This window comes from Saccharothrix sp. DSM 118769, from assembly GCF_052936295.1.
Window position 1 is genome coordinate 7,347,550 of the sequence record NZ_CP193627.1, and the last position, 24,072, is coordinate 7,371,621.

24 protein-coding genes are annotated in these 24,072 nt (G+C 73.5%); 18 read left to right on the forward strand and 6 right to left on the reverse strand.

From position 1 onward, the window contains the following. The first annotated feature begins 81 nt into the window (after nucleotides 1–81). The 5 genes from ACRAKJ_RS30600 to ACRAKJ_RS30620 all read left to right on the forward strand — a co-directional run bounded on the left by ACRAKJ_RS30600 (nucleotide 82) and on the right by ACRAKJ_RS30620 (nucleotide 5,998). A complete protein-coding gene (locus ACRAKJ_RS30600) occupies nucleotides 82–1,119 on the forward strand; it encodes a family 2 encapsulin nanocompartment cargo protein polyprenyl transferase (RefSeq protein ID WP_438921533.1) in 1,038 nt (345 codons plus the stop codon). Nucleotides 1,120–1,329: 210 nt separating this feature from the next. Continuing rightward, nucleotides 1,330–2,256: a 4-hydroxy-3-methylbut-2-enyl diphosphate reductase gene (gene ispH, locus ACRAKJ_RS30605; RefSeq protein WP_438921534.1), complete on the forward strand. Its 927-nt coding sequence runs from the start codon at nucleotides 1,330–1,332 to the stop codon at nucleotides 2,254–2,256. After that, nucleotides 2,253–3,995 (forward strand): 1-deoxy-D-xylulose-5-phosphate synthase, encoded by a 1,743-nt coding sequence (locus ACRAKJ_RS30610; RefSeq protein WP_438921535.1) that lies wholly within the window; start codon nucleotides 2,253–2,255, stop codon nucleotides 3,993–3,995. Before ispH ends, ACRAKJ_RS30610 begins: the two co-directional genes overlap by 4 nt. Beyond that, a complete protein-coding gene (ispG, locus tag ACRAKJ_RS30615; protein WP_438921536.1) occupies nucleotides 3,992–5,212 on the forward strand; it encodes a flavodoxin-dependent (E)-4-hydroxy-3-methylbut-2-enyl-diphosphate synthase in 1,221 nt (406 codons plus the stop codon). Before ACRAKJ_RS30610 ends, ispG begins: the two co-directional genes overlap by 4 nt. Nucleotides 5,213–5,653: 441 nt before the next feature. After that, nucleotides 5,654–5,998 (forward strand): DUF742 domain-containing protein, encoded by a 345-nt coding sequence (locus ACRAKJ_RS30620; RefSeq protein ID WP_438921537.1) that lies wholly within the window; start codon nucleotides 5,654–5,656, stop codon nucleotides 5,996–5,998. On the opposite strand, the gene ACRAKJ_RS30625 is transcribed toward ACRAKJ_RS30620, so the two are convergent. From ACRAKJ_RS30625 to ACRAKJ_RS30635, 3 genes are all read right to left on the reverse strand, one after another. After that, nucleotides 5,951–6,862, reverse strand: coding sequence for an NAD(P)-dependent oxidoreductase (locus tag ACRAKJ_RS30625; protein ID WP_447008760.1), 912 nt, complete (start codon nucleotides 6,860–6,862; stop codon nucleotides 5,951–5,953). The two genes, ACRAKJ_RS30620 and ACRAKJ_RS30625, sit on opposite strands and share 48 nt — an antisense overlap. Before the next feature lie 200 nt (nucleotides 6,863–7,062). Continuing rightward, nucleotides 7,063–7,776: a zf-HC2 domain-containing protein gene (locus ACRAKJ_RS30630; RefSeq protein ID WP_438921539.1), complete on the reverse strand. Its 714-nt coding sequence runs from the start codon at nucleotides 7,774–7,776 to the stop codon at nucleotides 7,063–7,065. Nucleotides 7,777–7,808: 32 nt separating this feature from the next. After that, the gene (locus ACRAKJ_RS30635; RefSeq protein ID WP_438921540.1) at nucleotides 7,809–8,372 is read right to left on the reverse strand and encodes a sigma-70 family RNA polymerase sigma factor; all 564 of its coding nucleotides are present in this window, start codon (nucleotides 8,370–8,372) and stop codon (nucleotides 7,809–7,811) included. 178 nt (nucleotides 8,373–8,550) lie between these two features. Between ACRAKJ_RS30635 and ACRAKJ_RS30640 the strand changes: the two genes are divergently transcribed. From ACRAKJ_RS30640 to ACRAKJ_RS30675, 8 genes are all read left to right on the forward strand, one after another. Then, nucleotides 8,551–9,129: a hypothetical protein gene (locus tag ACRAKJ_RS30640; RefSeq protein ID WP_438921541.1), complete on the forward strand. Its 579-nt coding sequence runs from the start codon at nucleotides 8,551–8,553 to the stop codon at nucleotides 9,127–9,129. A gap of 67 nt (nucleotides 9,130–9,196) precedes the next feature. Beyond that, the gene (locus ACRAKJ_RS30645) at nucleotides 9,197–9,955 is read left to right on the forward strand and encodes a DUF4142 domain-containing protein (protein WP_438921542.1); all 759 of its coding nucleotides are present in this window, start codon (nucleotides 9,197–9,199) and stop codon (nucleotides 9,953–9,955) included. A 174-nt stretch (nucleotides 9,956–10,129) separates the two neighbouring features. Further along, entirely contained in the window at nucleotides 10,130–10,969 is an 840-nt protein-coding gene (locus tag ACRAKJ_RS30650; protein WP_438921543.1) for a ferric reductase-like transmembrane domain-containing protein, read from the forward strand. Beyond that, entirely contained in the window at nucleotides 10,966–12,912 is a 1,947-nt protein-coding gene (locus ACRAKJ_RS30655) for an FAD-dependent oxidoreductase (RefSeq protein ID WP_438921544.1), read from the forward strand. Before ACRAKJ_RS30650 ends, ACRAKJ_RS30655 begins: the two co-directional genes overlap by 4 nt. 219 nt (nucleotides 12,913–13,131) lie before the next feature. After that, on the forward strand, nucleotides 13,132–14,355 hold the full coding sequence (locus ACRAKJ_RS30660) for a family 2 glycosyl transferase (RefSeq protein WP_438921545.1): 1,224 nt from the start codon (nucleotides 13,132–13,134) through the stop codon (nucleotides 14,353–14,355). 54 nt (nucleotides 14,356–14,409) lie between these two features. After that, the gene (locus ACRAKJ_RS30665; RefSeq protein WP_438921546.1) at nucleotides 14,410–14,589 is read left to right on the forward strand and encodes a hypothetical protein; all 180 of its coding nucleotides are present in this window, start codon (nucleotides 14,410–14,412) and stop codon (nucleotides 14,587–14,589) included. A 147-nt stretch (nucleotides 14,590–14,736) separates the two neighbouring features. Further along, nucleotides 14,737–15,465: a D-Ala-D-Ala carboxypeptidase family metallohydrolase gene (locus ACRAKJ_RS30670; RefSeq protein WP_438921547.1), complete on the forward strand. Its 729-nt coding sequence runs from the start codon at nucleotides 14,737–14,739 to the stop codon at nucleotides 15,463–15,465. A gap of 164 nt (nucleotides 15,466–15,629) precedes the next feature. After that, on the forward strand, nucleotides 15,630–16,112 hold the full coding sequence (locus tag ACRAKJ_RS30675; protein ID WP_438921548.1) for a DUF1232 domain-containing protein: 483 nt from the start codon (nucleotides 15,630–15,632) through the stop codon (nucleotides 16,110–16,112). On the opposite strand, the gene ACRAKJ_RS30680 is transcribed toward ACRAKJ_RS30675, so the two are convergent. Both ACRAKJ_RS30680 and ACRAKJ_RS30685 read right to left on the reverse strand, forming a co-directional pair. Continuing rightward, nucleotides 16,086–17,315: a putative sulfate exporter family transporter gene (locus ACRAKJ_RS30680; protein ID WP_438921549.1), complete on the reverse strand. Its 1,230-nt coding sequence runs from the start codon at nucleotides 17,313–17,315 to the stop codon at nucleotides 16,086–16,088. The genes ACRAKJ_RS30675 and ACRAKJ_RS30680 overlap by 27 nt on opposite strands. 168 nt (nucleotides 17,316–17,483) lie before the next feature. After that, nucleotides 17,484–18,185 carry a 1-acyl-sn-glycerol-3-phosphate acyltransferase gene (locus tag ACRAKJ_RS30685; RefSeq protein ID WP_438921599.1) on the reverse strand — a complete coding sequence of 234 codons (702 nt, stop codon included), beginning with the start codon at nucleotides 18,183–18,185 and terminating at the stop codon, nucleotides 17,484–17,486. A 110-nt stretch (nucleotides 18,186–18,295) separates the two neighbouring features. On the opposite strand from ACRAKJ_RS30685, the gene ACRAKJ_RS30690 reads away from it, so the two are divergent. The 4 genes from ACRAKJ_RS30690 (at nucleotide 18,296) to ACRAKJ_RS30705 (ending at nucleotide 21,771) form a co-directional block, all read left to right on the forward strand. Further along, nucleotides 18,296–19,486, forward strand: a complete 1,191-nt coding sequence (locus ACRAKJ_RS30690) for a SpoIIE family protein phosphatase (protein WP_438921550.1) — start codon at nucleotides 18,296–18,298, stop codon at nucleotides 19,484–19,486. A 1-nt stretch (nucleotide 19,487) separates the two neighbouring features. Beyond that, nucleotides 19,488–20,978 (forward strand): ATP-binding protein, encoded by a 1,491-nt coding sequence (locus tag ACRAKJ_RS30695; protein ID WP_438921551.1) that lies wholly within the window; start codon nucleotides 19,488–19,490, stop codon nucleotides 20,976–20,978. Continuing rightward, nucleotides 20,975–21,412 carry a response regulator gene (locus tag ACRAKJ_RS30700; protein ID WP_438921552.1) on the forward strand — a complete coding sequence of 146 codons (438 nt, stop codon included), beginning with the start codon at nucleotides 20,975–20,977 and terminating at the stop codon, nucleotides 21,410–21,412. The genes ACRAKJ_RS30695 and ACRAKJ_RS30700 overlap by 4 nt, the downstream gene beginning before the upstream one ends. A gap of 74 nt (nucleotides 21,413–21,486) precedes the next feature. Next, entirely contained in the window at nucleotides 21,487–21,771 is a 285-nt protein-coding gene (locus ACRAKJ_RS30705) for a hypothetical protein (RefSeq protein ID WP_438921553.1), read from the forward strand. Between the two features lie 98 nt (nucleotides 21,772–21,869). On the opposite strand, the gene ACRAKJ_RS30710 is transcribed toward ACRAKJ_RS30705, so the two are convergent. After that, nucleotides 21,870–22,874: an MBL fold metallo-hydrolase gene (locus ACRAKJ_RS30710; RefSeq protein ID WP_438921554.1), complete on the reverse strand. Its 1,005-nt coding sequence runs from the start codon at nucleotides 22,872–22,874 to the stop codon at nucleotides 21,870–21,872. 93 nt (nucleotides 22,875–22,967) lie between these two features. Here ACRAKJ_RS30710 and ACRAKJ_RS30715 point away from each other — a divergent pair, with 93 nt between their 5' ends. Next, nucleotides 22,968–23,954 (forward strand): LLM class flavin-dependent oxidoreductase, encoded by a 987-nt coding sequence (locus tag ACRAKJ_RS30715; protein ID WP_438921555.1) that lies wholly within the window; start codon nucleotides 22,968–22,970, stop codon nucleotides 23,952–23,954. Nucleotides 23,955–24,072: the final 118 nt, after the last annotated feature.

A 24,072-nucleotide genomic window follows, 5' to 3' on the forward strand; every position in this document is an offset into this window, starting at 1 on the left:
GCCGGGCCACCGCGCCCGGCCGGCGGCGCCTGCCTCCCCCGCCCGCGCCGCGGGCCGTCCCCCAGAACAGGAGTTGTGGCCATGACCGACCTGGACGTGAGCCCCGCGCGGTCCGCGCGCGAGGTGCTGAGCTGGAGCCGTGCCGAGGTGGACCCGGCGCTGAGGGCCGCCGTGGAGCGGCTGCCGGAGTCGATGCGGCTGATCGCGGGCTACCACTTCGGCTGGTGGGACGAGCGCGGCAGGTCCGCCGACGCCGACCCGGGCAAGGCGATCCGGCCCGCGCTGGCGCTGCTGGGCGCGCAGGCCGTGGGCGGCTCGGCGGACGACGCGATGCCCGCCGCGGTGGCGGCGGAGCTGGTGCACAACTTCTCGCTGCTGCACGACGACGTGATGGACGGCGACGTGACGCGGCGGCACCGGCCCACCGCGTGGAGCGTGTTCGGGATCAACCCGGCGATCCTCGCCGGCGACGCGCTGCTCACCGCGGCGCTGGACGTGCTGGCGGGCAGCGGGCACCCGGCGGCGCCGCAGGCGATCCGCGTGCTGTCCGCGGCGGTGCAGGCGCTGCTGGAGGGGCAGTGCGCCGACCTGGCGTTCGAGGAGCGCGGTGACGTGCTGCTCGCGGAGTGCGTGCGGATGGCCGAGGGCAAGACCGGGGCGCTGCTGGGCGCGTCGTGCGCGGTGGGCGCGCTGTACGGCGGCGGCACGGCCGAGCAGGTGGGGCACCTGCGGTCGTTCGGCGAGAAGCTGGGGCTGGCGTTCCAGTTCGTCGACGACCTGCTGGGCATCTGGGGCGACCCGGCGGTGACCGGCAAGCCGGTCTACTCGGACCTCCAGAACCGCAAGAAGTCGCTGCCCGTCGTGGCCGCCCTCACCTCCGGCACCCCGGCCGCGCGCGAGCTGGACGAGCTGTACCGCGCGAACCGGCAGCTGACCGTCGCCGACCTGGGCCGTGCCGCCCACCTGGTGGAGGTGTGCGGCGCGCGGGCGTGGAGCCAGGGGCGCGCCGACGACCTGCTCGCCCAGGCCCGCGTGCACCTGCGCGCCGCGCAGCCGTCCGACCGGGCGGCGCGCGAGCTGGACGCAGTGGCCCGCCTGGCCACCCAGCGCACCCACTGACCATCCCCCCGAACGCGGGACTCACCCACCCCCAACGCAGGACTCACCGAGCCCGAGCGCAGGACACACCGGTCATGAGCGCATGACACACCGGTCATGAGCGCAGGACTCGCGGGACGCCCGCGAGTCATGCGTTCGCGACCCGCGAGTCATGCGTTCGCGACCCCCGGGTCGTGCGTTCGCAGTCGCGTCTACCCGAGGAGCGTCCGCATGGCCCTTCCCGTTGTGCTGCTCGCCTCACCGCGGTCGTTCTGCGCCGGGGTCGAACGGGCCGTCGACATCGTCGACCGACTCCTCGACCAGCGCGGCGGGCCGGTGCACGTGCGCAAGCAGATCGTGCACAACACGCACGTGGTGGCCGAGCTGGAGGCGCGCGGCGCGGTGTTCGTCGACGAGCTGGACGCCGTGCCGGACGGCGCCACGGTGGTGTTCTCCGCGCACGGGGTGTCGCCCGCGGTGCGGGAGGAGGCCGCGCGCCGCAACCTGGACGTGGTCGACGCGACGTGCCCGCTGGTCACGAAGGTGCACGCCGAGGCGAAGCGGTACGCCGCGCGCGGCGACACGGTGGTGCTCATCGGGCACGCCGGGCACGAGGAGGTCGAGGGCACGCTCGGCGAGGCGCCCGACCGGACGGTGCTGGTGGAGACCGTCGAGGACGTGGCGGCGCTGGAGGTGCCGGACCCGACGCGGGTGTCGTACCTGACGCAGACCACGCTCGCCGTGGACGAGACGACCGAGGTGCTCGACGCGCTGCGGGCCAGGTTCCCGGCGTTGCGGGGACCGGCGTCGGCCGACATCTGCTACGCCACGACGAACCGGCAGGAGGCGGTGCGCGAGGTGGCGCGGGACGCGGACCTGGTGCTCGTGGTGGGCTCGGCGAACTCGTCGAACTCGGTGCGGCTGGTGGAGCTGGCCCGCCGCTCGGGCACCCCCGCGCACCTGATCGACGACGTGTCCGACATCGACCCGGCGTGGCTGGAGGGCGTGCGGGTGGTGGGCCTGAGCGCGGGCGCCTCCGCGCCGCCGCGCCTGGTGGACGAGGTGGTCGAGGCGCTGGGCGCGCGGGACGTGCGGGTGCGCGAGACCACCTCGGAGACCATCCAGTTCACGCTGCCGGCGGCGGTGAGGCGGCGATGACGCTCCTGGGCGGCATCACGGGCCCGGCCGACGTGCGGGCGCTGCCCGCCGAGGCGCTGCCGGCCCTGGCGGAGGAGATCCGCGACCACCTGGTCGAGCACGTGACGCGCGCGGGCGGGCACCTGGGCCCGAACCTGGGCGTGGTGGAGCTGACGATCGCCCTGCACCGGGTGTTCGACTCGCCGCACGACGTGCTGCTGTTCGACACCGGCCACCAGTCGTACGTGCACAAGGTGCTCACCGGGCGGGCCGCCGAGTTCGTGGCGCTGCGCCGCGCGGGCGGCCTGTCGGGCTACCCGTCGGCGGCCGAGTCGCCGCACGACGTCATCGAGAACTCGCACGCCTCCACCGCGCTGTCCTACGCGGACGGGCTGGCGAAGGCGATGCGGCTCAGGGGTTCCGCGCGCCGGGTGGTGGCGCTCGTCGGCGACGGCGCGCTGACCGGCGGCATGGCGTGGGAGGCGCTCAACAACCTCGCGGACGCGCGGCACCCGGTCGTGGTGCTGCTCAACGACAACGGCCGCTCCTACGCGCCGACGACCGGGGGCCTGGCCGCGCACCTGGCGGACCTGCGCCGGGGTCGGCGGCCGTCGCTGTTCGAGGAGCTGGGCCTGGCCTACGTCGGCCCGGTCGACGGGCACGACGTGGCCGCCGTGGAACGCGCGCTGCGCCAGGGTGCCCGGCTGGACCGCCCGGTCGTGGTGCACTGCCTGACCCGCAAGGGCGAGGGGCACCGGCCCGCCGAGCAGGACCTGGCCGACCACTTCCACGCCGTGTCGCCCGCCGGGTCGCCCGCCGGGTCCGCACCGGCCGCGACGTGGACGGACGTGTTCGCCGACGAGATCACCCGCATCGGCGAGGACCGCGCGGACGTGGTGTGCGTGACCGCCGCCATGCGCGGCCCGACGGGCCTGGACGGGTTCGCGGGCCGCTTCCCGGAGCGGGTGTTCGACGTGGGCATCGCCGAGCAGCACGCGGTGACCTCGGCGGCGGGGCTGGCGCTGGGCGGGATGCACCCGGTGGTCGCGGTGTACTCGACGTTCCTGTCCCGCGCGTTCGACCAGGTGCTGCTGGACGTGGCGCTGCACCGGCTGCCGGTGACGTTCGTGCTCGACCGCGCCGGGGTGACCGGGCCGGACGGGCCGAGCCACCACGGCATGTGGGACGCCTCCGTGCTGCCGGTCGTGCCGGGCCTGCGGCTGGCGGCGCCCCGCGACCCGGCGCGGCTGCGCGAGGCGCTGCGGGAGGCGGTGGACGTGCACGACGGCCCGACCGCGGTCCGCTACCCGAAGGCGAAGGCGGCTGGCGACGTCCCCGCGCTGCGCCGCACGGGCCGCTGCGACGTGCTGCGCGAGGAACCCGACGCGGTCGGCCTGCTGGTCGCGGTCGGCGCGATGGCGGGCCCGTGCCTGGCGGCGGCCGAGGAGCTGGCCGGGCACGGCGTGCCGGTGACCGTGGTCGACCCGCGCTGGATCGCGCCGCTGGACCCGGAGCTGGTCAAGCTCGCCGCCGCGCACCGGCTGGTGCTGGCCGTGGAGGACACCACGACCACCGGCGCGCTGGGCGGCCGGCTGGCGCAGGCGGTGGCCGTGCTCGGCGCGCCCACCCGCGTCGGCACGTTCGCGCTGCCCGCGAACTTCCTCCCGCACGGCTCGCGCGAGGAGATCCTGCGCGCGCACGGCCTGGACGCGGCGGGCATCGCCACGTCCGTCCTGAAACGACTGAAGGAGCACAGTTGACCACCCTCCGCCTGGAACCGCCCGTCCGCAGGCGCCGGCTGTCCCGCCGGCTCGACGTGGGCGGCGTGGCGGTGGGCGGTGGCGCGCCGGTGAGCGTGCAGTCGATGACGACGACGCCGACCGCCGACGTGGAGGCGACGCTGCGGCAGATCGCCGAGCTGACCGCGGCGGGCTGCGAGATCGTGCGGGTCGCCGTGCCGTCGCAGGACGACGCCGACGCGCTGCCCGCCATCGCGCGCAAGTCGCCGATCCCGGTCGTCGCCGACATCCACTTCCAGCCGAGGTACGTGTTCGCCGCCATCGACGCCGGGTGCGCGGCGGTGCGGGTCAACCCGGGCAACATCCGCCGGTTCGACGACCGGGTCGGCGAGATCGCGCGGGCGGCGGGCGCGGCGGGCGTGCCGATCCGGATCGGGGTGAACGCGGGCTCGCTGGACCCGCGGCTGTACGAGAAGCACGGCGGCGCCACGCCGGAGGCGCTGGTCGAGTCGGCGCTGTGGGAGTGCTCGCTGTTCGAGGAGCACGGGTTCACCGACATCAAGATCTCGGTCAAGCACCACGACCCGATGACCGTGGTGAACGCCTACCGGCAGCTGGCGCGGGCGTGCGACTACCCGCTGCACCTGGGCGTGACCGAGGCGGGGCCGCTGGTGCAGGGCACGGTGAAGTCGGCGGTGGCGTTCGGCGTGCTGCTGTCGGAGGGCATCGGGGACACGATCCGGGTGTCGCTGTCCGCGCCGCCGGTGGAGGAGGTGAAGGTCGGCGGGCAGATCCTGGCGTCGCTGGGGCTGCGCCCGCGCAAGCTGGAGATCGTGTCGTGCCCGTCGTGCGGCCGGGCCCAGGTGGACGTCTACCGGCTCGCCGAGGAGGTCACCGCCGCGTTCGAGGGCTTCCCGCTGCCCCTGCGGGTCGCGGTGATGGGGTGCGTGGTCAACGGTCCCGGCGAGGCCAGGGAGGCCGACCTGGGCGTGTCGTCGGGCAACGGCAAGGGGCAGATCTTCGTGCGCGGCGAGGTGGTGCGCACGGTGCCCGAGGCCGGGATCGTCGAGGCGCTGCTGGAGGAGGCCCTGAAGCTGGGCGAGGCCCAAGCGGCGGAGGAGGCCTTGGCGCCGGGGGCGGACGCGGTGCGGGGTGCCGGTCCGGTGCGGGGTGCCGGTCCGGTGCCGGGTGCCGGTCCGGTGCGGGAGGCGGAGGGCGTGCTGGAACGGGGTGCGTGACCGTCGCCCGGCCAACCTCAAACCTTGGTCAACAACCGTTGTGGGAGCGCTCCACCCGTCACTAGCGTCGCGTTCGGCCACAAGCCGCTCGGTGGTGGGCTCATCACCAGGACACATCCCCCACGTGTTCTGCGAGGTCAACGTGATCGCGAATCCGACACCCATCGGGTAACCCCCGACGGACGCCTGGGACGACCGTCCCAGGCGAGCCGGCGGGAACGGCATGCGGGAGCAGCCCACCGGGCCGATCATCCGACGCGTGCGGAAGGGTTCAGAAACGCCCGGCGCACAACCCGGCACGCACCGTCAAAACGGCCCGGTATTCCTCCCACATGACGGGAAAGCCGAGACAGGAGCGTTGATCGCCGCCTAGGGTCTACCGTCGTCAGCGACCCTGACCGCGTGCGACCGTGATCAACGACCGACCGTTGAGGAGCTGGTGTGTCGACCCTCCGGGTGCGCCCCTACACCAGGACCGGCGGCCGTACGCACGCCGCGACGGCGTTGGCCATCGAGGCGATCGTGACGACCAACGAGCGCGCCGGCCGCGACGCCCTCACGTCGACCGCGGAGCACCGGATCATCAGCGACCTGTGCCGCCTGCCGCACTCGGTGGCGGAGGTGGCGGCGACGCTGCGGCTGCCGCTCGGCGTGGTCCGCGTGCTGCTGGCGGACATGTCGGGCATGAGCCTGATCAACGTGCACGCCGAGGAGGCGGTCGACGAGAAGGGCAGGCCGTCACTGGACCTGATGGAACGCGTCCTGGCCGGCCTGCGCCGCATCTGAGCGCTCGCGGATCGCGTGCACGACGGCGGCCATGTCGTCCGCGCCGCGCCCCTGCTCCACGGTGCGGGTGAACAGCTCCAGGCACACGTCCAGCAGCGGCGAGGCGATCCGGGCCGACCTGGCGGCGGCGGCGATCAGCTCGTTGTTCGTCAGCACGTCCCGCGCCGCGGCCTGCGCGTCGAGGTCGCCGGCGAGGAGCTTCGCGGTCTTGGCCCGCGACACCCGGCTCGCCATCGGGCCCTCGTCCAGCACGCCGGTGAACACGTCGAGGTCCAGGCCCTGCCGCTCGGCGAAGTGGAACGCCTCGGCCAGCCCCGTCGTCATGGTGATCAGGAAGAGGTTGACGGCCAGCTTCATCACCAGCGCCTTCGGCGCCTCGCCGCACTCGACGACCCGCGCGCACATCGGCGCGACGACCTCCCGCACCCGCGCGACGGCCCCCGGCTCGCCCGCGAGCATGGCGATCAGCTCACCGGCCTCGGCGGGGCCGCGCGACCCGGACACCGGGGCCTCCACGTAGTGGCCGCCCGCGGCGCGCACGTCGGTCTCCAGGGCGTGCGAGAACCCCGGTGACGTGGTGCCCATGTGCACGACGGTGCGCCCGGCGACGAGCCGCGCGAACCCGGGACCGCCCCGGCCCAGCGCGTCGTCGATGGCCGCCTCGCCGGCGAGCATGAGGATCACCACCCCGGCCCGCTCGAACACCTCGGCCACCGAGCCCGCGACGTCCGCGCCGGCGTCCCGCAGCGGCCCGCACCGGTGCGGCGACCGGTTCCACACCACCAGCGGCGTCCCGGCGCGGGCGAGGTTGAGGGCCATCGGCTGCCCCATGATCCCCAGCCCGATGAATCCGACCTGCACCACGACCTCCTCGTGCACGCGACGGCACGGCGCCGCCTCCCGTGCGGGAGTCAACGCCGTGCCGGTGCGCCGGGTCTAGAACGGTGGTGCGGACCCGCCGCGCCGCGGGGCCGGTCGTGGGACCGGGTCGTGCGGGGTCCGGGTCGTGCGGGTCCGGGTAGCAGGGGTTCGAACAGCAGGGGAATTCGGGTGGCAGGGGTGGGTCAGGAGACGGGGAGGCGGACCAGGGTCGCGCCCCCCGCGGTGTCGCGCACCGAGAACTCGGTGATGTCGTGCCACCGCAGGCCAACGGCGGCCTGGAGCCGCACGGGCTGGGCGTCGGCGTTCGCCGAGCCGACGAGCCACGAGCCGAGGACCATGCTCTCGCCGGTCCGCGACTTGGCGACCAGCTCGCAGCGGGTGGGGCCCTTGGCCCCCTTGACCTCCAGCTCCAGGGAGGTGCCCCACTGCTCGGGGAGCGCGGTGATCTTCGCGGAGACCCCGGTGGCCTGGTCGGTGCGGGTGAGGGTGCCCGCCGGGTCGGGTGCGGGGGCGTCCTTCGCCGCGTTGGACGGTGAGGGCACCCGGGACGAGTCGGTGGGGGTGGCGACCGAGTCGGACGGCGCGGTGACGCTCACCGAGACGACCGCGGTCAGCACGACGAGCAGCACGGCGGCGGCGGCGGCCAGCAGCACCGCGTTGCGGCGCTTGCGCGCCCGTTGTTCCGAGACCTCGTCGATCATCGCGCGCACCGAGCGGCCGTCGGGTCGCTCCCCCGTGTTGGCGCGCAGCATGCCGTTGGCGTCGGCCTCGTCGATCAGGTCGGGCAGTTCGGCGAAATCGCGCAGGTCGAGCGCACATCGACGGCACTGGGCGAGGTGGTTCTCGAAGGCGTCGACCTCGTCCTCGTCGAGGATGCCGAGGACGTAAGCCGCCACGTCGATGTGGTCCGTAGGCGAATTCACCTGCGTCAGCCCCGATCCTGCAAAGCACGCCGCAGGGCGCGGAGCGCGTAGTACACCCTGGACTTCACCGTGCCGGGCGGTACCCCGAGCACCGCTGCGGCTTCCCCGACAGTGCGATCCCTCAAGTACGTTTCGAGAATAGCCTCCCGGTGCTCCTCCGTCAGTCCGTTCATCGCTTCGGCCACGACTATCGCCGCCAGGGTGCGGTCCGCCTCGTCCCGCACCGGGGCCTCATCGGACGGCGTCAACTCCGACTCCTGCGGTCGGACGCTCCGCTTTCGACGGTCGTCGATGACCAGTCGCCGGGCGACGGTGAACAGCCAGGAGCGCAGCAGGACCGGGTCCCGCTCCAGCTTCTCGGCGTTGCGCCACGCCCGCACGAGCGTCTCCTGGACGATGTCCTCTGCCCACTGCCGGTCGCTGCCGGTCAGCCTCATGGCGTGTCCGAGCAGCGCACTGCCGAACTCCTGGTAGAGCCTGCGGATCAGCTCGTCTTCCAGGCTCAGTTCCGGCCAGGGCTGATCTCTTTGGGGGGAAGTGCTGCGTCTGTGCCGCGCCACGCCGTGCATCCAAGCGCGCCGACCCGGGCCGCGTCGAGGGTTTGGCGGCAAAAAAAGTGGTCGGTTTGTTCGTGAACCGTGTCCGCATCGTGTCCGTACTTCTCGGTATCCGCTCCGATGACGAGGACCTCGACACCCCCGGTCCTGGTCCTCCCGGCGGAACCGCCAGCAGGAGAAAGGACCAACGATGCGCGGTCGACGTACCCGAAAGGCGTTGCTGCTGGTTCCGGCAGCCGCGGCGTTGATGCTGGTCAGCGCCTGTGGCGCGACCGGTGTCAGCGCCGGTGGCGGCCAGGGCGGCGCGGCGGGCGCCGACTCCGGCACGACGACTCTCCGGCAAACCCCGGATTTCGGCAAGGAACCGCACCAGATGCTGTCGGCGACCGAGTCGCGGCAGGTGGGCTGGTTCGTCTCGGACGCGGCCGGTTTCGCCCTGTACCGCTTCGACCGGGACACCGCGAAACCGCCGAAGTCCAACTGCGACGCCGCGTGCCTGGAGACGTGGCCCCCGGTGCTGGTGAGCGACCACACCATGACCTCCGGTGTGGACCCGACGCTGGTGGGTTCGGTGGCCCGCGCGGACGGGAAGAAGCAGGTGACGCTCGCGGGGTGGCCCCTGTACCGGTACGCGGGTGACAAGGAGGCCGGCGACCTGACCGGGCAGGGCAAGGGTGGCACGTGGTTCGCGGTGACGCCGGAGGGCCGGAAGGCGCAGGCCGACGACGGCGCCGCCCCCGCGCAGCCGGGCACCGGCGACGGCTACTAGCCCCCGTTGCGACCGGAACCCCCCGACGGCGACCACTCCCCCACGGCGAACCCAGGACGAGAAACCGATGTCAGCCAAGCGAATCGCGGCGGTCCTGCTGGCCCTGCACCTGCTGCTCCTGCCCGCGTTCACCGGTGTGTCGCTCGCCGACGACCCGGTCGACGCGGGCCCGGTGGAGCAGACCCCGCTCGGCCCGATCACCGCGCTGGACAAGGAACTGCTGGTGAAGGTGCGGCTCGCCGGCCTGTGGGAGATGCCCATGGGCGAGGAGGCTCAGGAACGCGCCGCCAGCACCCGGGTCAAGGAGGTCGGCGCGCAGCTCATGAGCGACCACGGGTTCCTCGACGAACGGGTGGTGCGCCTGGCGTCGCAGATGGGCGTCGAGCTGCCGGACGAGGCCAACGCCGACCAGCAGTCCTGGATGGCCGAGATGCGCTCGCGCACCGGCGCGGCGTTCGACGACTCGTTCGCCAACCGGCTGCGGGCCGCGCACGGCGCGATCTTCCCGGTCGTCAGCACGGTGCGCGCGAACACCCGCAACGAGGCCATCCGGCAGTTCGCGCAGGTCTGCAACCAGATCGTGCTCAAGCACATGACCCTGTTGGAGAGCACCAACATGGTCACCGAGGAGGGACTGTCCAAACCGGTGGCCGCCGGCGCGCGCAACGCCGCCGGGCAGCCGGTGGACGCCGACCCGGTGCGCGCCGCCCAGGTGACCGCGCGGACCGGGCCGACCCCCCTGACCGTCCTGTTGATCTGCCTGGTGGGTGTGGCGGTGACGATCGGGCTCCTGCGCCTGCTCAGGCCCCGCGGCAACGTCAAGTGAGAGGAGGTGGTGGCCGGACCCGGCGACCGCACCAGCGCGAACTCCCCCCACGGGGAGCTGCCACACCCGAACCCGCCCGGCGGACGTGACCACTCCTGCGCGACCGTCCGGGCGGGTCGGCCCGACCTCCCACCACCTGCGAGTTCTCTCCCGCCATCTCGGAGGTAACGTCCCGTGTTCTCCCAGGTTCCGCTGCTGATCGCCCAGGCGACCGGCGGCGACCACGACGCCGGGGTGCGCCACGTCGCGCAGATCTCGGCGCGCCTGGCCTACGCGTTCATGTGCGCCACCCTGTGCTGGGGCGTCCTGATCGCGACCGGCTGGGCCAACAAGATCACCGGCAGACAGGGGCTGCGCAACAGCCACATGGTGCTGGCGACGCTGGCCCTGGCGTTCGGTTCCCTGCACGCGTTCGCGTTCACGCTGCTCAAGCTGGGCGCGTTCTCCTACGTCAAGCTCGTGCTGCCGTTCGTCGACGGCGGCCTGCTGCGGCACGCCCTGGGCGTCGTCGGCCTGGAGCTGATGCTGGCCATCGCGTTCACCGCGGGCCTGCGCAAGAAGGTCTACTACCGCAAGTGGTTGCGGCTGCACCAGGTCGCCTACGCGGCCGTCACGCTCACCGTGGTCCACTCCTGGTTCGGCGCCGTCGCCAACGGCAACCTCGCCGTGCTGTGGCTGGCCGGCCTCACGATCCTCATCCCCACGGTCACCATCGCCGTCGCCCGCTTCCTGCCGCCGGACCTGCTGGTGAAGCTGGGCATGCTGGAGCCGGAGCCGGGCTTCGAACCCGAACCGGACGGCGCGGGCGGCAGCGCGCTCGACATCAGCGTCGACAACGAGCGCTGCCACCGCTACGGGATCTGCCAGGCCGAGGCGCCCGGCCTGTTCCAGCTCCTCGACGACGAGCGCCTGCGCTACGAGCGCAGGCCCCCACCGGAGCTGTTCGCCAAGGCGCGAGCCGCCGCGCGCGCCTGCCCCATGCGCGCGATCGAACTGCGGGAGCGTGTGCGGTGAAGAACGAGGAACGCGTGGTCATCGCGGGCGGCGGCCTGGCCGGCCTGCGCGCGGGCGAACGCCTGCGGGAGCTGGGTTTCCGCGGCGAGATCGTCATCGTGAGCGCCGAGCGGCACCTGCCCTACCACCGGCCGGCGCTGTCCAAGGAGGCCATCAACGGCGAGCTGACGGCCTCCGACCTGCGGTTGACGATCAGCCGCGAGCTGAACGCGGTGTGGCGGCTGGGCACGGCCGCCACCCACCTGGAGCCGGACCGGCACGTCGTGGGGCTGCCCGGCGGCGAGGAGCTGAAGTACGACGGGCTGGTCATCGCGACCGGTGTCGAGCCGCGCCACCTCGCGGGCGCGCCGCGCCAGGACGCGCGCATCCACGTGCTGCGCACGGTGGACGACGCGATCGCGATCAAGCAGGCGATCAACTCCACGCAGGGGCTGGTCGTGGTCATCGGCGGCGGCCTGATCGGCTGCGAGATGGCCGCCTCGGTGAAGATGATGGGCCGCGACGTGGCCATCGTCAGCAGGTCGTCCACGCTGCTGGGCAGCGCGGTCGGGAAGAACATCGCCGACACCGTCACCGAGGCGCACCGCGTCCGGGGCGTGCGGATGGCGATGGGCGTGAAGATCCGGCACTGGGTGCGCCAGGCGGGCGGGGTGGCGATCCACCTCTCCGACGGGCAGGTGTTCTTCGCCGCGGTCGTGGTGATCGCGGTGGGGGCGTCCCCGTCGATCCACTGGCTGCGCGGGTCGGGTCTGGTGCTGGAGGACGGGGTGCTGTGCGACCCCACGTGCCACGTGGTCGGCGCGGCCGACGTCGTGGCCGCGGGTGACGTCGCGCGGTGGCCCAACCTCCGGTTCGGAGGCCAACCGCGTCGGGTCGAGCACTGGCTCAACGCGGTGGAGATGGGGCGGGCGGCCGCGGAGAACCTGTTGGCGGGCAGGCAGAACTCGCGGCCGTTCACCCCCGTCCCCCGCTTCTGGACCGAGCAGTACGGGATGCGCATCCAGGGGTCCGGGCTGCCCGCGATGGGCAAGGACACCACGACGCTGGCCGGGTCGCAGAAGGACCACCGGACCATCACCGGGTTCGTCGACGACGGGCGCCTGGTCGGCATGGTCGGGCTGGACGCGCCCACGGCGATGATCAAGCTGTCGACGGAGCTGTGGCGGCAGAACCGGGTCGCGGCGGCGGGTCCGCAGCGCCGGCCGCCGCAGCACCTCGCGCCACCCGAGCGACTGGCCGAGCCGGTGCGGGAGCCGTTGCCCGGTCGGTACGAGGAGAGGCCGGCGCGGTTCGAGGAACCCGCGCCGGCCCCTGCTCCCCCGCCGCTCCCCGCCCCGCCGCCGCTCCCCGCCCCGCCTCTTCCCGCTCCGCCGCCCCCGCCGGCGGTCGGTCACCCGGCCCCGGCGCGGGTCGAGTGGCTGCGGTACGAGTCGGACCGGGTCGGCACGGGACCGGCGGGCACGGGCGCCCCTCCGCCGTCCTACGAGGCCGTGGCCAACGCCTACGAGACGGCCCGGTTGGAGGCCGCCAGGATGGAGGGCGCGCTGCTGGAGGTGGCCCGCCGCGAAGGGGCCCGGGTCGGGGTACCGCAGGTCGGGGTACCGCAGGTCGGGGTGCCGCAGGTCGGGGTGCCCCGGGTGGAGGGCACCCGGTTCGCCGGCGCCGCGGGCTACGACACCCGCTCCCACGAGGAGGCCGGCTACGAGCGCGGGTCCTACGAGCGGTCGCGGCACGACGTCGTCGAGCCCACCCGGTTCGAGCGGCCCGCCGGGCGGCCGGAGCCCGGCGACCGGCCCGAGCCGCCCCCGGAGCACGCGACCGACCTGCCCCGGCAGCAGCAGGAGTCCCAGCCGCTGCCGGTCCCGACGCACGCGCCCGTCGTGCGCACCAGGTCCAACGTCCGCCCGCTCGTCCGCACCGGACGGCGGGCCCGGCCGCGTTGACCCACCACCACCGGGTGTCACCCGGGCCGGTGGACCCCCGGCCGGGGCGCGCGTCTCCTCCGCGCGCGCCCCGGCCCCACCACGAGCACGTCACCGTCCGCCACGGGCACGTCACCGCCCCGCCGGGGGCCTCCCGACGCCGAGTCCACGGCAAACACCCTGCGATCTGTTACGCCGTCGCCGTGTTCCCGTAACCCGGGCCACCAAGCATTCGGTCTCATGGCGAACCGGAGTCAAGTCACCGTCGTCGGGCTCCCGGCCCGCGACGAGGCGCGCACCGTCGGCGCGGTGGCGCAGGCCGCCGACGCGGGCCTGCACGCGGCGTTCCCGGAGGGGACCAACGTCGTGGTGCTCGCCGAGAACGGCAGCACCGACGGCACCGTGCAGCGCTTCGCGGAGACGCCCCTCAGAGCGCGCAAGGTCGTCGCCAGCTCCAGCGGCGAGGGCACGGGCAAGGGCACCAACGTGTTCGCGATCATGGACCGGGCGCTGGAGCTGGACGCCGACCGGTTGCTGCTGCTCGACGCGGACGTGCGGTCCACCGAACCCCGGTGGATCCCGTCGCTGGCCGACGCGGTCGAGGGCGACGACCCGGTGCTGGCCGTGCCCGCGTACCGGCGCAACCGCTTCGAGGCGAACACCACCAACCACCTGGCCAGCCCGCTGCTGGCGGCCGTGTTCGGCGTGCACGTGCAGCAGCCCATCGGGGGCGAGTTCGCGTTCAACCGGGCGTTCCTGGAACGGGCCCGCACGTGGCCGCGCCCCGACAGCGCCTACCTGTACGGCATCGACGTCTGGCTGACCGCCAACGCGCTGCGCGAGCGGATGCGGGTGGTGGAGGTGCCGCTGGGGCGCAAGCTGCACAACTCGCCGTTCCCGAAGATCCTGCGGCTGCCGCAGCAGGTGCTGGACTCGCTGTTCCACGTCGTGCTGCGCACCGACGGGGTGCGGGAGCAGGTGGTCGCGAAGGCGTCGGCGCGGGCCGCGGTGGACGGCGCGGCGGTGCCCCAGGACCCGGCGGTGGTGTCGCGGGTGTCCGAGTCGGTCGCCCGCTACCTGGACGTGCACCGGGGCGACGTGCGGTCGCTGTTCCCGTCGGCGGGCTCGGTGCCGGCCGCGCCGTGGGGCCTGCGGGTGACCACCGAGGAGTGGCCGCACGTCCTGGCCGACGCGCTGGCCGCGGTGTCGGCCGGGCGGTTCGAGCAGGCGCGCGACCACCTGGTGGCGCTCTACGTCAACCGGGTGATGACGTTCTGGGACGAGATCGAGGGCCTGGACGACGACGCGATCGACGACCTGCTCGACCGGCAGGCGGCGCGGACCGTCGAGGCGGTGCGCGACAAGCGCATCGCGCTGGGCGGGCGGACCGGGCCGGACGGGTTCGATGTGCGGCACTGGGCGGGGTTCAACGAGGTGTCGCCCGCCTGGAGCGTGCCCGCCTGACCGCGCACCCACGTGGTCGCGTAACGCCGGACCTCGCGTGAACGCTGTTCAGGTATGAGGACGCGGGGCGCGCGGGTGCTGGTCGGGCTGGCCACGGTCTTCCTGGCGGTGGCGCTGTGGAACGGCGTGCTGGCCGTGGAGGACCAGACGGCGTGGCGGAGCGCCGCGGCGGGCATGTGCGTCGTGGCCTCCGCCGGCCTGCTGTGGGCGGCGGTCGGCGAGCGCAGGCGGTGACCGCCGGGGGGGGCGTCGGCACCCGGCGTTCACAAGCTATTCCTCTTGTGTGAATTTTTCAGACATCGGAGACAGATTGACGTAAGTTTTCAACTACCGGCAGGCTTCCGGACCTCCGCTTGATTGTCGAGAGGTCTGGAGGTCCCTGTGCTCCGACGTGTCCTGTCCTTCCTGGCGTCGCTGTCGTTGGTCGCCGTCGTGCTCCTGGTCGGTGGTGGCGGTTCGGCGCAAGCCGACGGCTGCTACACGTGGAACCGGACCCTGTCCCAGGGTGCGTCCGGCGAGGACGTGCGCCAGTTGCAGATCCGCCTGTCGGGCTACCCCGGCACCGGCGCGGTCCTCGGGCTGGACGGCCAGTTCGGCCCCGCCACCCGGTCCGCCCTCATCCGCTTCCAGCAGGCTTACGGGCTGGGCGCGGACGGCGTGGCGGGCAGCGCGACGTACTCGCGCATCTACGCCCTGCAGGACGACGACTGCACGCCGGTGAACTTCTCGTACGCCGAGCTCAACAACTGCAACTCCACCTGGGCCGGGGGCAACGTCTCGGCCGCGACGGCGAAGGCCAACGCACTCGTCTCGATGTGGAAGCTCCAGGCCCTGCGGCACGCCCTGGGGGACCAGGCGATCCGCGTGACCAGCGGTTTCCGCAGCGTGGCGTGCAACAACGCGGCGGGCGGGGCGTCGAACTCCCGCCACCTCTACGGTGACGCCGTGGACCTGGGCTCGGGTCCGCACTCGCTGTGCCGCCTGGCCCAGCAGGCCCGCAACCACGGCTTCAACGGCATCCTGGGCCCGGGCTACCCGGACCACAACGACCACACCCACGTGGACCACCGGAGCAGCCGCTTCTGGTCCGCGCCGTCCTGCGGCATCTGACCCGCCCGCACCACACCCGGGACCCCGCGACGCCCCACGCGCCGCGGGGTCCCGTCGTTCGTCCACACAGGACGGAGCAACCCGGTCGCGACCGAACGGCCCAATGGTCCGTTCAGGGGTTTTCCCGGACCGCACGGGCGGCGTACCGCCACTAGCATGGGGACATGATCGCCCTCGCCGTGGTGCTGACCCTGATCGGCCTCGGCACGCTGCTGTGGCGCGACGCCGACGTGCTCGGCCTGCCGCCGGGCGCGGTCGGCGCCGTCGCGCTGGTGCTCGGCGTCGCGGCCGGCGTGGCGTGGGCGCTGCGCAGGCGGCGCCGGTGGGAGCACGACGGCGAGCGGCGGCCCGTCGGCAACGTGGTGCAGCGCGCCAAGGCGCTCCCGCGGCTGCTGCGGGAGCGCAAGGCGTACGGGCTGCCGACGACCACCCTCGCCACCTGGGCGTTCGCCGCCGTCTACCTGGTGTCGCCGATCGACGTGCTGCCCGAGCTGCTGCCGCTGATCGGCGTGACCGACGACGCGGGCGTGGCCGTGTGGCTGCTCACCAGCCTGTCGACCGCGGCCGGGCAGTTCCTGAACTGGGAGCGCTCCGGGCGGAGCACCCCGCCGCCGGAGCCGTCAGAAGAGGGTCACCGCGAGCCCTAGCGCCACCACCACGTTGACCGCGGTCGAGGCGGCGAACACGCCGACCGGCCGCCAGCCGGCCTGCTTGAGCGCGCCCGCCCGGAACTCCAGGCCGATGGACACGAACGCGAGGATCAGGAACCACGTGCGCAGGTCGTTCACCACGGCGACCTGCGCCTTGCCCGCCGGGTTCGCCGACAGGTACGCCGTGGCGATGACCGACGTGGCCAGGAACCCCAGGACGAACTTGGGGAACCGGTCCCACAGCTGCCGCGCCCGCGACCCCGAGGGCGCGGCGGACCGCTCGACCTTCAGCGCGAAGTAGGCCGTCAGCGCCACCGCGACCACGCCGAGCAGCGCGTTCTGGGTCACCTTGACGATCGTCGCGATCTGGAGCGACTCCTCGCCCGCCAGGGTGCCGGCCGCGGTCACGGCGGCGGTGGTGTCGATGTTGCCGCCGATCCACGCCCCGGTGGAGCGCGGGTCCAGGCCGAGCGCGGTCGCGGCCGGCGGCAGCAGGAAGATCGACGGCAGCGCGAACGCGATCACCAGGCTCGCGCTGTAGGCGAGCTGCTCGCGCTTGGCCTGCACCGCGCCCGCCGCGGCGATGGCCGCGCTGACGCCGCAGATCGCCACCGCCGCGGACAGCAGGGCCCGCAGCTTGTCCTCCAGGCCGAGCCGCCCGCCCAGCCACCAGGAGAAGCCGAACACGACGCTGATCAGGACCACCGACTGGACGATCGCCGGCCCGGCCGCGCCCGCGATGACGGCCAGGTTGATCGACGCGCCCAGCAGCACCAGGCCCGTCTTGATGAAGAACTCGGTGCGGAACCCGCCGGCCAGCCGGTCGCGCCACCCGAGCGCGCCGAGCGCGGCGTTGCCGAGCAGGCCCAGCAGGATCGCGTAGACCGGGAACTCGACCGCCGCGCCCAGCCCCTCGGCACCGGTGCCCTCGGTCCACTCCGGCACGCCGGTGGACAGCCACCGGGCCACCCACGACAGGGCGAGCACGACCAGCACGCCCAGTGCCGCGAACAGCAGCGGCGACCTGCCGGCACCCTCCCCGGCGGCGTTCACCCCGGCCGAGTCCGTCCCGGCGGCGTCCACCCCGGCGGCGCTCTGCTCGGCCGCACTCGTCCCGGCGGCGTCCACCCCGGCGGCGTTCGTCTCCGCGGCGTTCGTCCCGGCGGCGCTCTCCCGCGCCGCGCGCCCGTCGGCGGCCATCACGGCACCAGCCCCGGGGTGATGACGCCGAGCAGGGCCAGGGCGAACAGCGCCAGGCCCACGCCCACGGCCAGCCAGTCCTCGTTCACGCGGTGGTCGGACATCGCTCACGCTCCACGATGTGGGAGGGGAAGTGAGCCAGGACGCTAGCGACACCACCGCACCCCGTCACCGCCTCCCAGGATGTGGGAGGTCCCGCACGCCGACGAGCAGGGTCGTGATGGCGTCCATGATCCGCGCCGTGGCCTCGTCCAGCACGGCCTTGGTCGGCTCCAGCCCGTACAGGTCCGACAGGTCCACCTCGGTCCCCGCGGCCACCGTCACCCGCCGCCACGGCCGGGGCACGAACGACCCGGGCGGCAGCAGCTCGCGGACGCCCCACTGCGCCACCGGCAGCACCGGGGTCCGGGTGGCCAGCGCGAGCCGCGCCACGCCGTTCTTGCCGCGCATCGGCCAGCCGTCCGGGTCGCTGGTGAACGTGCCCTCCGGGTAGACGATGACGCACTCCCCCGCCTCCAGGGACGCGCGGGCGCCGTCCACGGCCCGCCCGGCGCGCGCCGACCCGCGGTCGACCGGGATGTGCCGCCCGGACGACATCACCCACCCGAGGACGGGCACCTTCCACAGGCTCGCCTTCGCCAGGTAGCGGGGCACGCGGCCGGCGGCGAGCGCGAACGCCGTGAGCGTCACCGGGTCCGCGTTCGACAGGTGGTTCGACGCGAGCAGCACGGCACCCCGCCGGGGGACGTTCGCCCGGCCGGCCATGCCCATGCGGACGAACAGCACCACCAGCGGCCACAGCAGGTCGATGGCCACGGAGTACCAGAAACCCCTGCCTCGGCGCGGCAGGCGGGGGGTCAGCGCCACCATCCGGGAGAACGTCACAGCGCGATCCTCGGTCATGCCCCCGACGCCGGTCACCGCACCCCCGTGCACCGCCGTCGCCCGGCGCTGATCGAGTTCGACTAATCTCCTCCCCCGTGGCAGGGCTCCCCGCACCGCGCACCGCGGTGGACCGCATCAACGTGCTGCTCGTCGAGGACGACGAGGGCGACGCCGTGCTGGTCGAAGCGCTGCTGGACGAGGTCGAGGCGGACGTCTCGCTGCACCGCGCGCGCACCCTGCGCGAGGCCGAGAGGCTGCTGGGCAGCGCCGACTGCGTGCTGCTCGACCTGGGCCTGCCCGACACGACGGGCCTGGACGGCCTGACCCGCCTGCTCGGCCACCCGGCGCCGGTGGCCATCATCGTCCTCACCGGCCTGAACGACGAGCACCAGGGCACCAGGGCGGTCGCCGCGGGCGCGGAGGACTACCTGGTCAAGGGCCAGGTCGACGGCGTGGGCCTGGCGCGCAGCATCCGCTACGCGGTCGGCCGCAAGCGGGCCGAGGAGACGCAGCGGCAGCTGCGCGACGAGCAGCTGCTGGCGGCGGAGAAGACCCGCCTGGAACGCGGCCTGCTGCCGTCCCCGATCCTGCACGGCGAGGACCTGGAGGTGAAGTTCCGCTACCGGCCCGGCGGCAGCCGGATGCTGCTCGGCGGCGACTTCTTCGACGCGGTGCGCACCCCCGACGGCACGTTGCAGGTCCTCATCGGCGACGTGTGCGGCCACGGACCGGACGAGGCGGCGCTGGGCGTGTTCCTGCGCATCGCGTGGCGGGCGCTGGTGCTGGCCGGCCAGGAGCCGTCGCGGGTGCTGCGCACGCTGCACGAGATCCTGGAGCACGAGCGGCACCAGCCGGGCCTGTTCACCACGGCGTGCATGGTGACGATCTCCCCCGACCGCCGCTGGGCCCGCGTGTACCTCGCCGGGCACCCCGAACCGATGCTGCTCGTCGGCGACCGCGTGGTCGAGCTGCCCCGGGACCGGGCGGGCCTGCCGCTGGGCGTGCTGCCGGACAGCACGTGGAGCGGCCTGGACGTACCGCTGCCGCCCGGCTGGACGATGCTGCTCTACACCGACGGCCTGGTCGAGGGCCGGGTGCTGGGCGACCCGGAGCGGTTGGGCTCCGAGCGCTTGATCGAGCTGATCGGCGACATCACCGGCGGGCGGCCGGACTGGGCGCGGGAGCCGTCGGCCATGCTGGACGACCTGATCGCGAGGGTTAAGGAGCTCAACGGCGGGGAACTGGACGACGACATGGCCGTACTGCTCATCTCGGACCGGGACTGAAGTGGACTACCGCACCCGCTGGCCCGCCGCCCGTCTCCTCGTGGCGGCCGTGTCGATCCTCATCATCGTCTGCGCCGGCGCGATCGGCGGTCTGGCGGTCGCGCTGGCCGGCCTGTCGGACGCCCGCGTGCTGCTGCTCGACCAGATCGGCCCCTCCCGGCGCATGGTGCTCCAGGTGGACAACGCGCTGGTCAACCAGGAGACCGGGGTGCGCGGGTACGTCCTCACCGCCAACCGCGACTTCCTCACCCCCTACACCGACGGGCAGCGGGCCGAGGGCGAGGCCATCGCGACCGCCCGCCGGTTGCTGGGGCCGGTGCGCCCGGACCTGGTGCGCGAGCTGGACGAGCTCGACCAGCTCGCGGCCGACTGGCGGCAGAGCTACGCCGAGCCGCTGGTCAACCTCGTCTACGTGTCCGGCAACCCGCAGACCGCGCTCGCCGACCCGGAGCGCGGCAAGGAGCTGTTCGACCGGGTCCGGACCGCCGTCGACCAGCTGGTCGACAGGCTCAACGCCGCCTCCGACGAGGCCCGCGGCGAGCTCGACGACGTCGCCGACGACGTGCTGTACCTGGTCGTCGGGCTGGGCGTGCTGCTGGTGCTGATCATCACCGGGGTCGCGGTGATGCTGTACCGCATCCTGATCGCGCCGCTGCGGGACCTGGCGAGCGACGTGCGGCAGGTGTCGTCCGGCGACTACACGCACACCGTCGAGGTGGGCGGACCGCGCGAGACGGTGATGCTCGGCCAGGACGTCGAGGCGATGCGGTCGCGCATCCTGAACGACCTCGCCGAGCTGAAGCGGTCGAACGGCGAGCTGGAGCAGTTCGCCTACGTCGCCTCGCACGACCTTCAGGAACCGCTGCGCAAGGTGGCGTCGTTCTGCCAGCTGCTGGAGCGACGCTACTCCGGGCAGCTCGACGACCGCGGCGAGCAGTACCTGCGGTTCGCCGTGGACGGCGCGAAGCGGATGCAGGTGCTGATCAACGACCTGCTGGCGTTCTCCCGGGTGGGGCGGATCAGCCGCGAGCAGGTGCTGGTCGACTGCGACGAGCTGGTCGCGCAGGTGCTGGACAACTACTCCGAGGTCATCGAGCGCACGCACGCCACGATCGAGGTGGGCGAGCTGCCGACGGTGCGCGGCGAGGCGTCGCTGCTCGGCGGCGTGTTCGGCAACCTGATCAGCAACGCGCTGAAGTTCCACGGCGAGGAACCGCCGCAGGTGCGGGTGGACGTGGAGCGGACGGGTGAGTTCTGGACGTTCACCGTCAGCGACCACGGGATCGGGATCGACGCCGAGTACGCTGAGCGGATCTTCGTCATCTTCCAGCGCCTGCACCACAAGGACGACTACCCGGGCACCGGGATCGGCTTGGCGATGTGCCGGAAGATCATCGAGTACCACGGTGGCACGATCTGGTTGGACACCGCGCAGGAGTCCGGCACGACCTTCAAGTTCACCCTCCCGGCAGTAGAGGACGACGAGCAATGAGCAGCCCGCTGAACGTGATCGACGTACTGCTGGTCGAGGACGACCCGGGTGACGCCCTGATGACGCAGGAGGCGTTCGAGCACCACAAGATCCGCAACCAGCTGCACGTGGTACGCGACGGCGTGGAGGCGCTGGAGTTCCTGCGCCGCGAGGGCCAGTACGAGGACGCGCCGCGGCCGGGGCTGATCCTGCTCGACCTGAACCTGCCGAAGATGGACGGCCGCGAGGTGCTCGGCGAGATCAAGGCCGACCAGTCGCTGCGGACGATCCCGGTGGTCGTGCTGACCACGTCGGAGGCGGAGGAGGACATCCTGCGCAGCTACAACCTGCACGCCAACGCCTACGTCACCAAGCCGGTGGACTTCGACCGGTTCATCGAGGTCGTCCGCCAGATCGACGACTTCTTCGTCACCGTGGTCAAGCTGCCCCGCTAGTCCCCGGCCGGCCCTCGGCGCTCCGCGTTCCGGGGCCCGTAGGCGGCCAGGAAGACGCGGACACCGTCGTCGGCGTGCCGGAGGCGGTGGTGGCCGGCGCGCGGCGCTCACCCGGGTGGCCGGTGCTGGAGTCCGTCGCGCACACCACGGCCTACGACCTGACGACCACCGGCACCGCGCCGGACCTGGGCGCGGTCGACGTGCCGGTGCTGGTGCTGGACAGCGCGAGCAGCGACGCCCGCCTGCGCGCCTGGGCCGACGGCGTCGCCGCCCGCCTGCCGAACGCCACCCGCCGCACCCTGCCTAACCGCGAGAGTCCAACCTCCAGGCCCCGAGAGTCCAACGCTCAGGACCCTTGAGTTCTTTACTCGCGAGTAAAGAACTCAAGGGTCCCGAACGTACGACTCACCCGACCTGGGCGTTGGACTCTCGGGGCCTGGGCGTTGGACTCTCGCGGTTAAGGGAGGGTGTAGGTGGTGGGGCCGTCTGGGGTAGGGGTGGCGGTCAGGAGGTTGCGGCGGACCAGGACGTCGAGGTGGGCGGCGGTCTCGCCGGTGGCGAGGACCTGGTTGAACAGGTCCAGGTCGGCGAAGCGGCGGGCACGTCGGGTCCAGCCCAGCCTGGCCGCCGTCTCGTGGGCCGTGCCGGTGCCGGTGCCCACGGCGGCCAGGGTGGCCTCCAGGCGCTCCTCGTGGTGCGCGACCAACTCGTCCACGCGGGCGTGCGCCGACTCCGTCACGGGACCGTGCGCGGGCAGCAGCCGCAGGTCCGGGTAGGTGCGGATCAGGCGCAACGAGTCCAGGTAGTCCCCCAGCGGCAGGGCGGGCCTGGCCGGTTCGAACCCGATCGACGGGGTGATGTGCGGCAGCACGTGGTCGCCCGCGAACAGCAGCGACGACGCCGCGTCCACGAACACCACGTGCCCGCGCGTGTGACCGGGCGTCGGCACGACCCGCAGCACGCGCTTGGCCAGCCCCACCTCGGTCTCGCCCAGCCACTCGTCGGGCTCCTCGTAGTCGCGCAGCGCGTCCTCGCCGGTCGCGGCCAGCACGGCGCGCCACGCCTCGGCCAGGTGCGGCGCGCCCCACTCGCGCAGGCTCGCCACCTGGCCGTCGCGGGCGCGGGCCAGGATGCGCTCTATCGACGGCTGCTCCCCCGCGCCGAGCGCGACGCGGGTGCCGAAGCGGCGGCGCAGGCTCACCGCCATCGTGTAGTGGTCGCGGTGCAGGTGGGTGACGAGGAACCGGCGCACGTCCTCCAGCCCGCGCCCGAGGCCGTCCAGGGCCGCGACGAGCGCGCGCTCGCCCTCGTCGAGCGACCAGCCGGAGTCGATCAGGACCAGGCCGTCGCCGTCGTCGATCGCGTACACGTTGACCGTGCGCAGGCCGTCGTTCGGCAGGGGCAGGGGAATGCGGTGCACGCCGGGCGCGACCTCGAACGCGCCGGGCTCGGTCCACTCCATCCCCGGATACTACTTACCGGTAACCTCGGTCGGCCCGGGGACCGGTCGAGGGCGGTCGGGTCCCGCGGCGGTCCGGCGGGGCAAGATTGCCGGATGGACGTCTACCTGCTGATCCTGGGCGACCACCTGCCCGACCCCGCCACGGGGCGGGTCGTCACCGAGGCCGACCGGCTGCGCGCGATCGTCGAGCAGGCCGTGGTGGCCGAGGAGGCCGGGTTCACCGGCGTCGCGATCGGCGAGCACCACTTCACCCGCTACATCGTCTCCGCGCCGGAGCTGCTGCTGGCCACCATCGCGGCGCGCACGTCCACGCTGCGGCTGTCCACCGGCGTCACGCTGCTCGCCCACCACGACCCGGTGCGCGTCGCCGAGGAGCTGGCCACGCTGGACGTGCTGTCCCGGGGCCGCGCCGAGCTGATCGTGGCACGCGGGGTGTCGCAGCGCACCGACGTGGCGTTCGGCGTCCAGGACGACCTGCGGGCGCGGTTCGACGAGAACCTGAGGCTGCTGCTGCGGCTGCTGGAGGAACCGCACGTGACGTGGCAGGGCCGCTACCGCAGCCCGCTGGTCGACGTCACCACGACGCCGCGCCCCGTGCAGCAGCCGCGCCCGCTGGTGTGGATCGGCAGCGGTTCGGCGGTGTCCGCGGACCTCGCGGTGGAGCTGGGGCTGCCGCTGATGCTGCCGAGCACCCTGCGCGACCCGAGCACGCACCGCCCGGTCGTCGAGCGCTACCGCGCCGCCATGGGCGGCCGGGGCCGGGTCGCGCTGCCCAGCCACGTGTTCGTCGCGCCGTCGGCGGCACGGGCGCGCGAGCGGTGGCGACCGCACCTGGCGTCCTACGCCCACTTCGCCGACCCGTGGCGCGGGAACGGGGCGGTCGACGTGGACGCGGTGATGGACGGCGCGGCGGTGTGCGGCGACCCGACCGAGGTGAGCGACCGGCTCAACGCGCTGGCCGAGCTGCTCGGGCTGGACGCCCAGCTGGTGATGGTCGACATCGGCGGCCTGCCGCACCAGGAGGTGCTGGACACCATCCGGTTGTTCGGCGAGGAGGTCCTGCCGGACCTCAAGGGCTGACGCGCGCGGACGCCGGCGCGCGCGTCCGAACGGCGGCGTCGGGTTTGAGCACGGCGGCGAGTGGTTAAGGAGTGGTCACCTCGTCTCGTACGCCTGCGCGGAACCCCGCGCTGCCCTC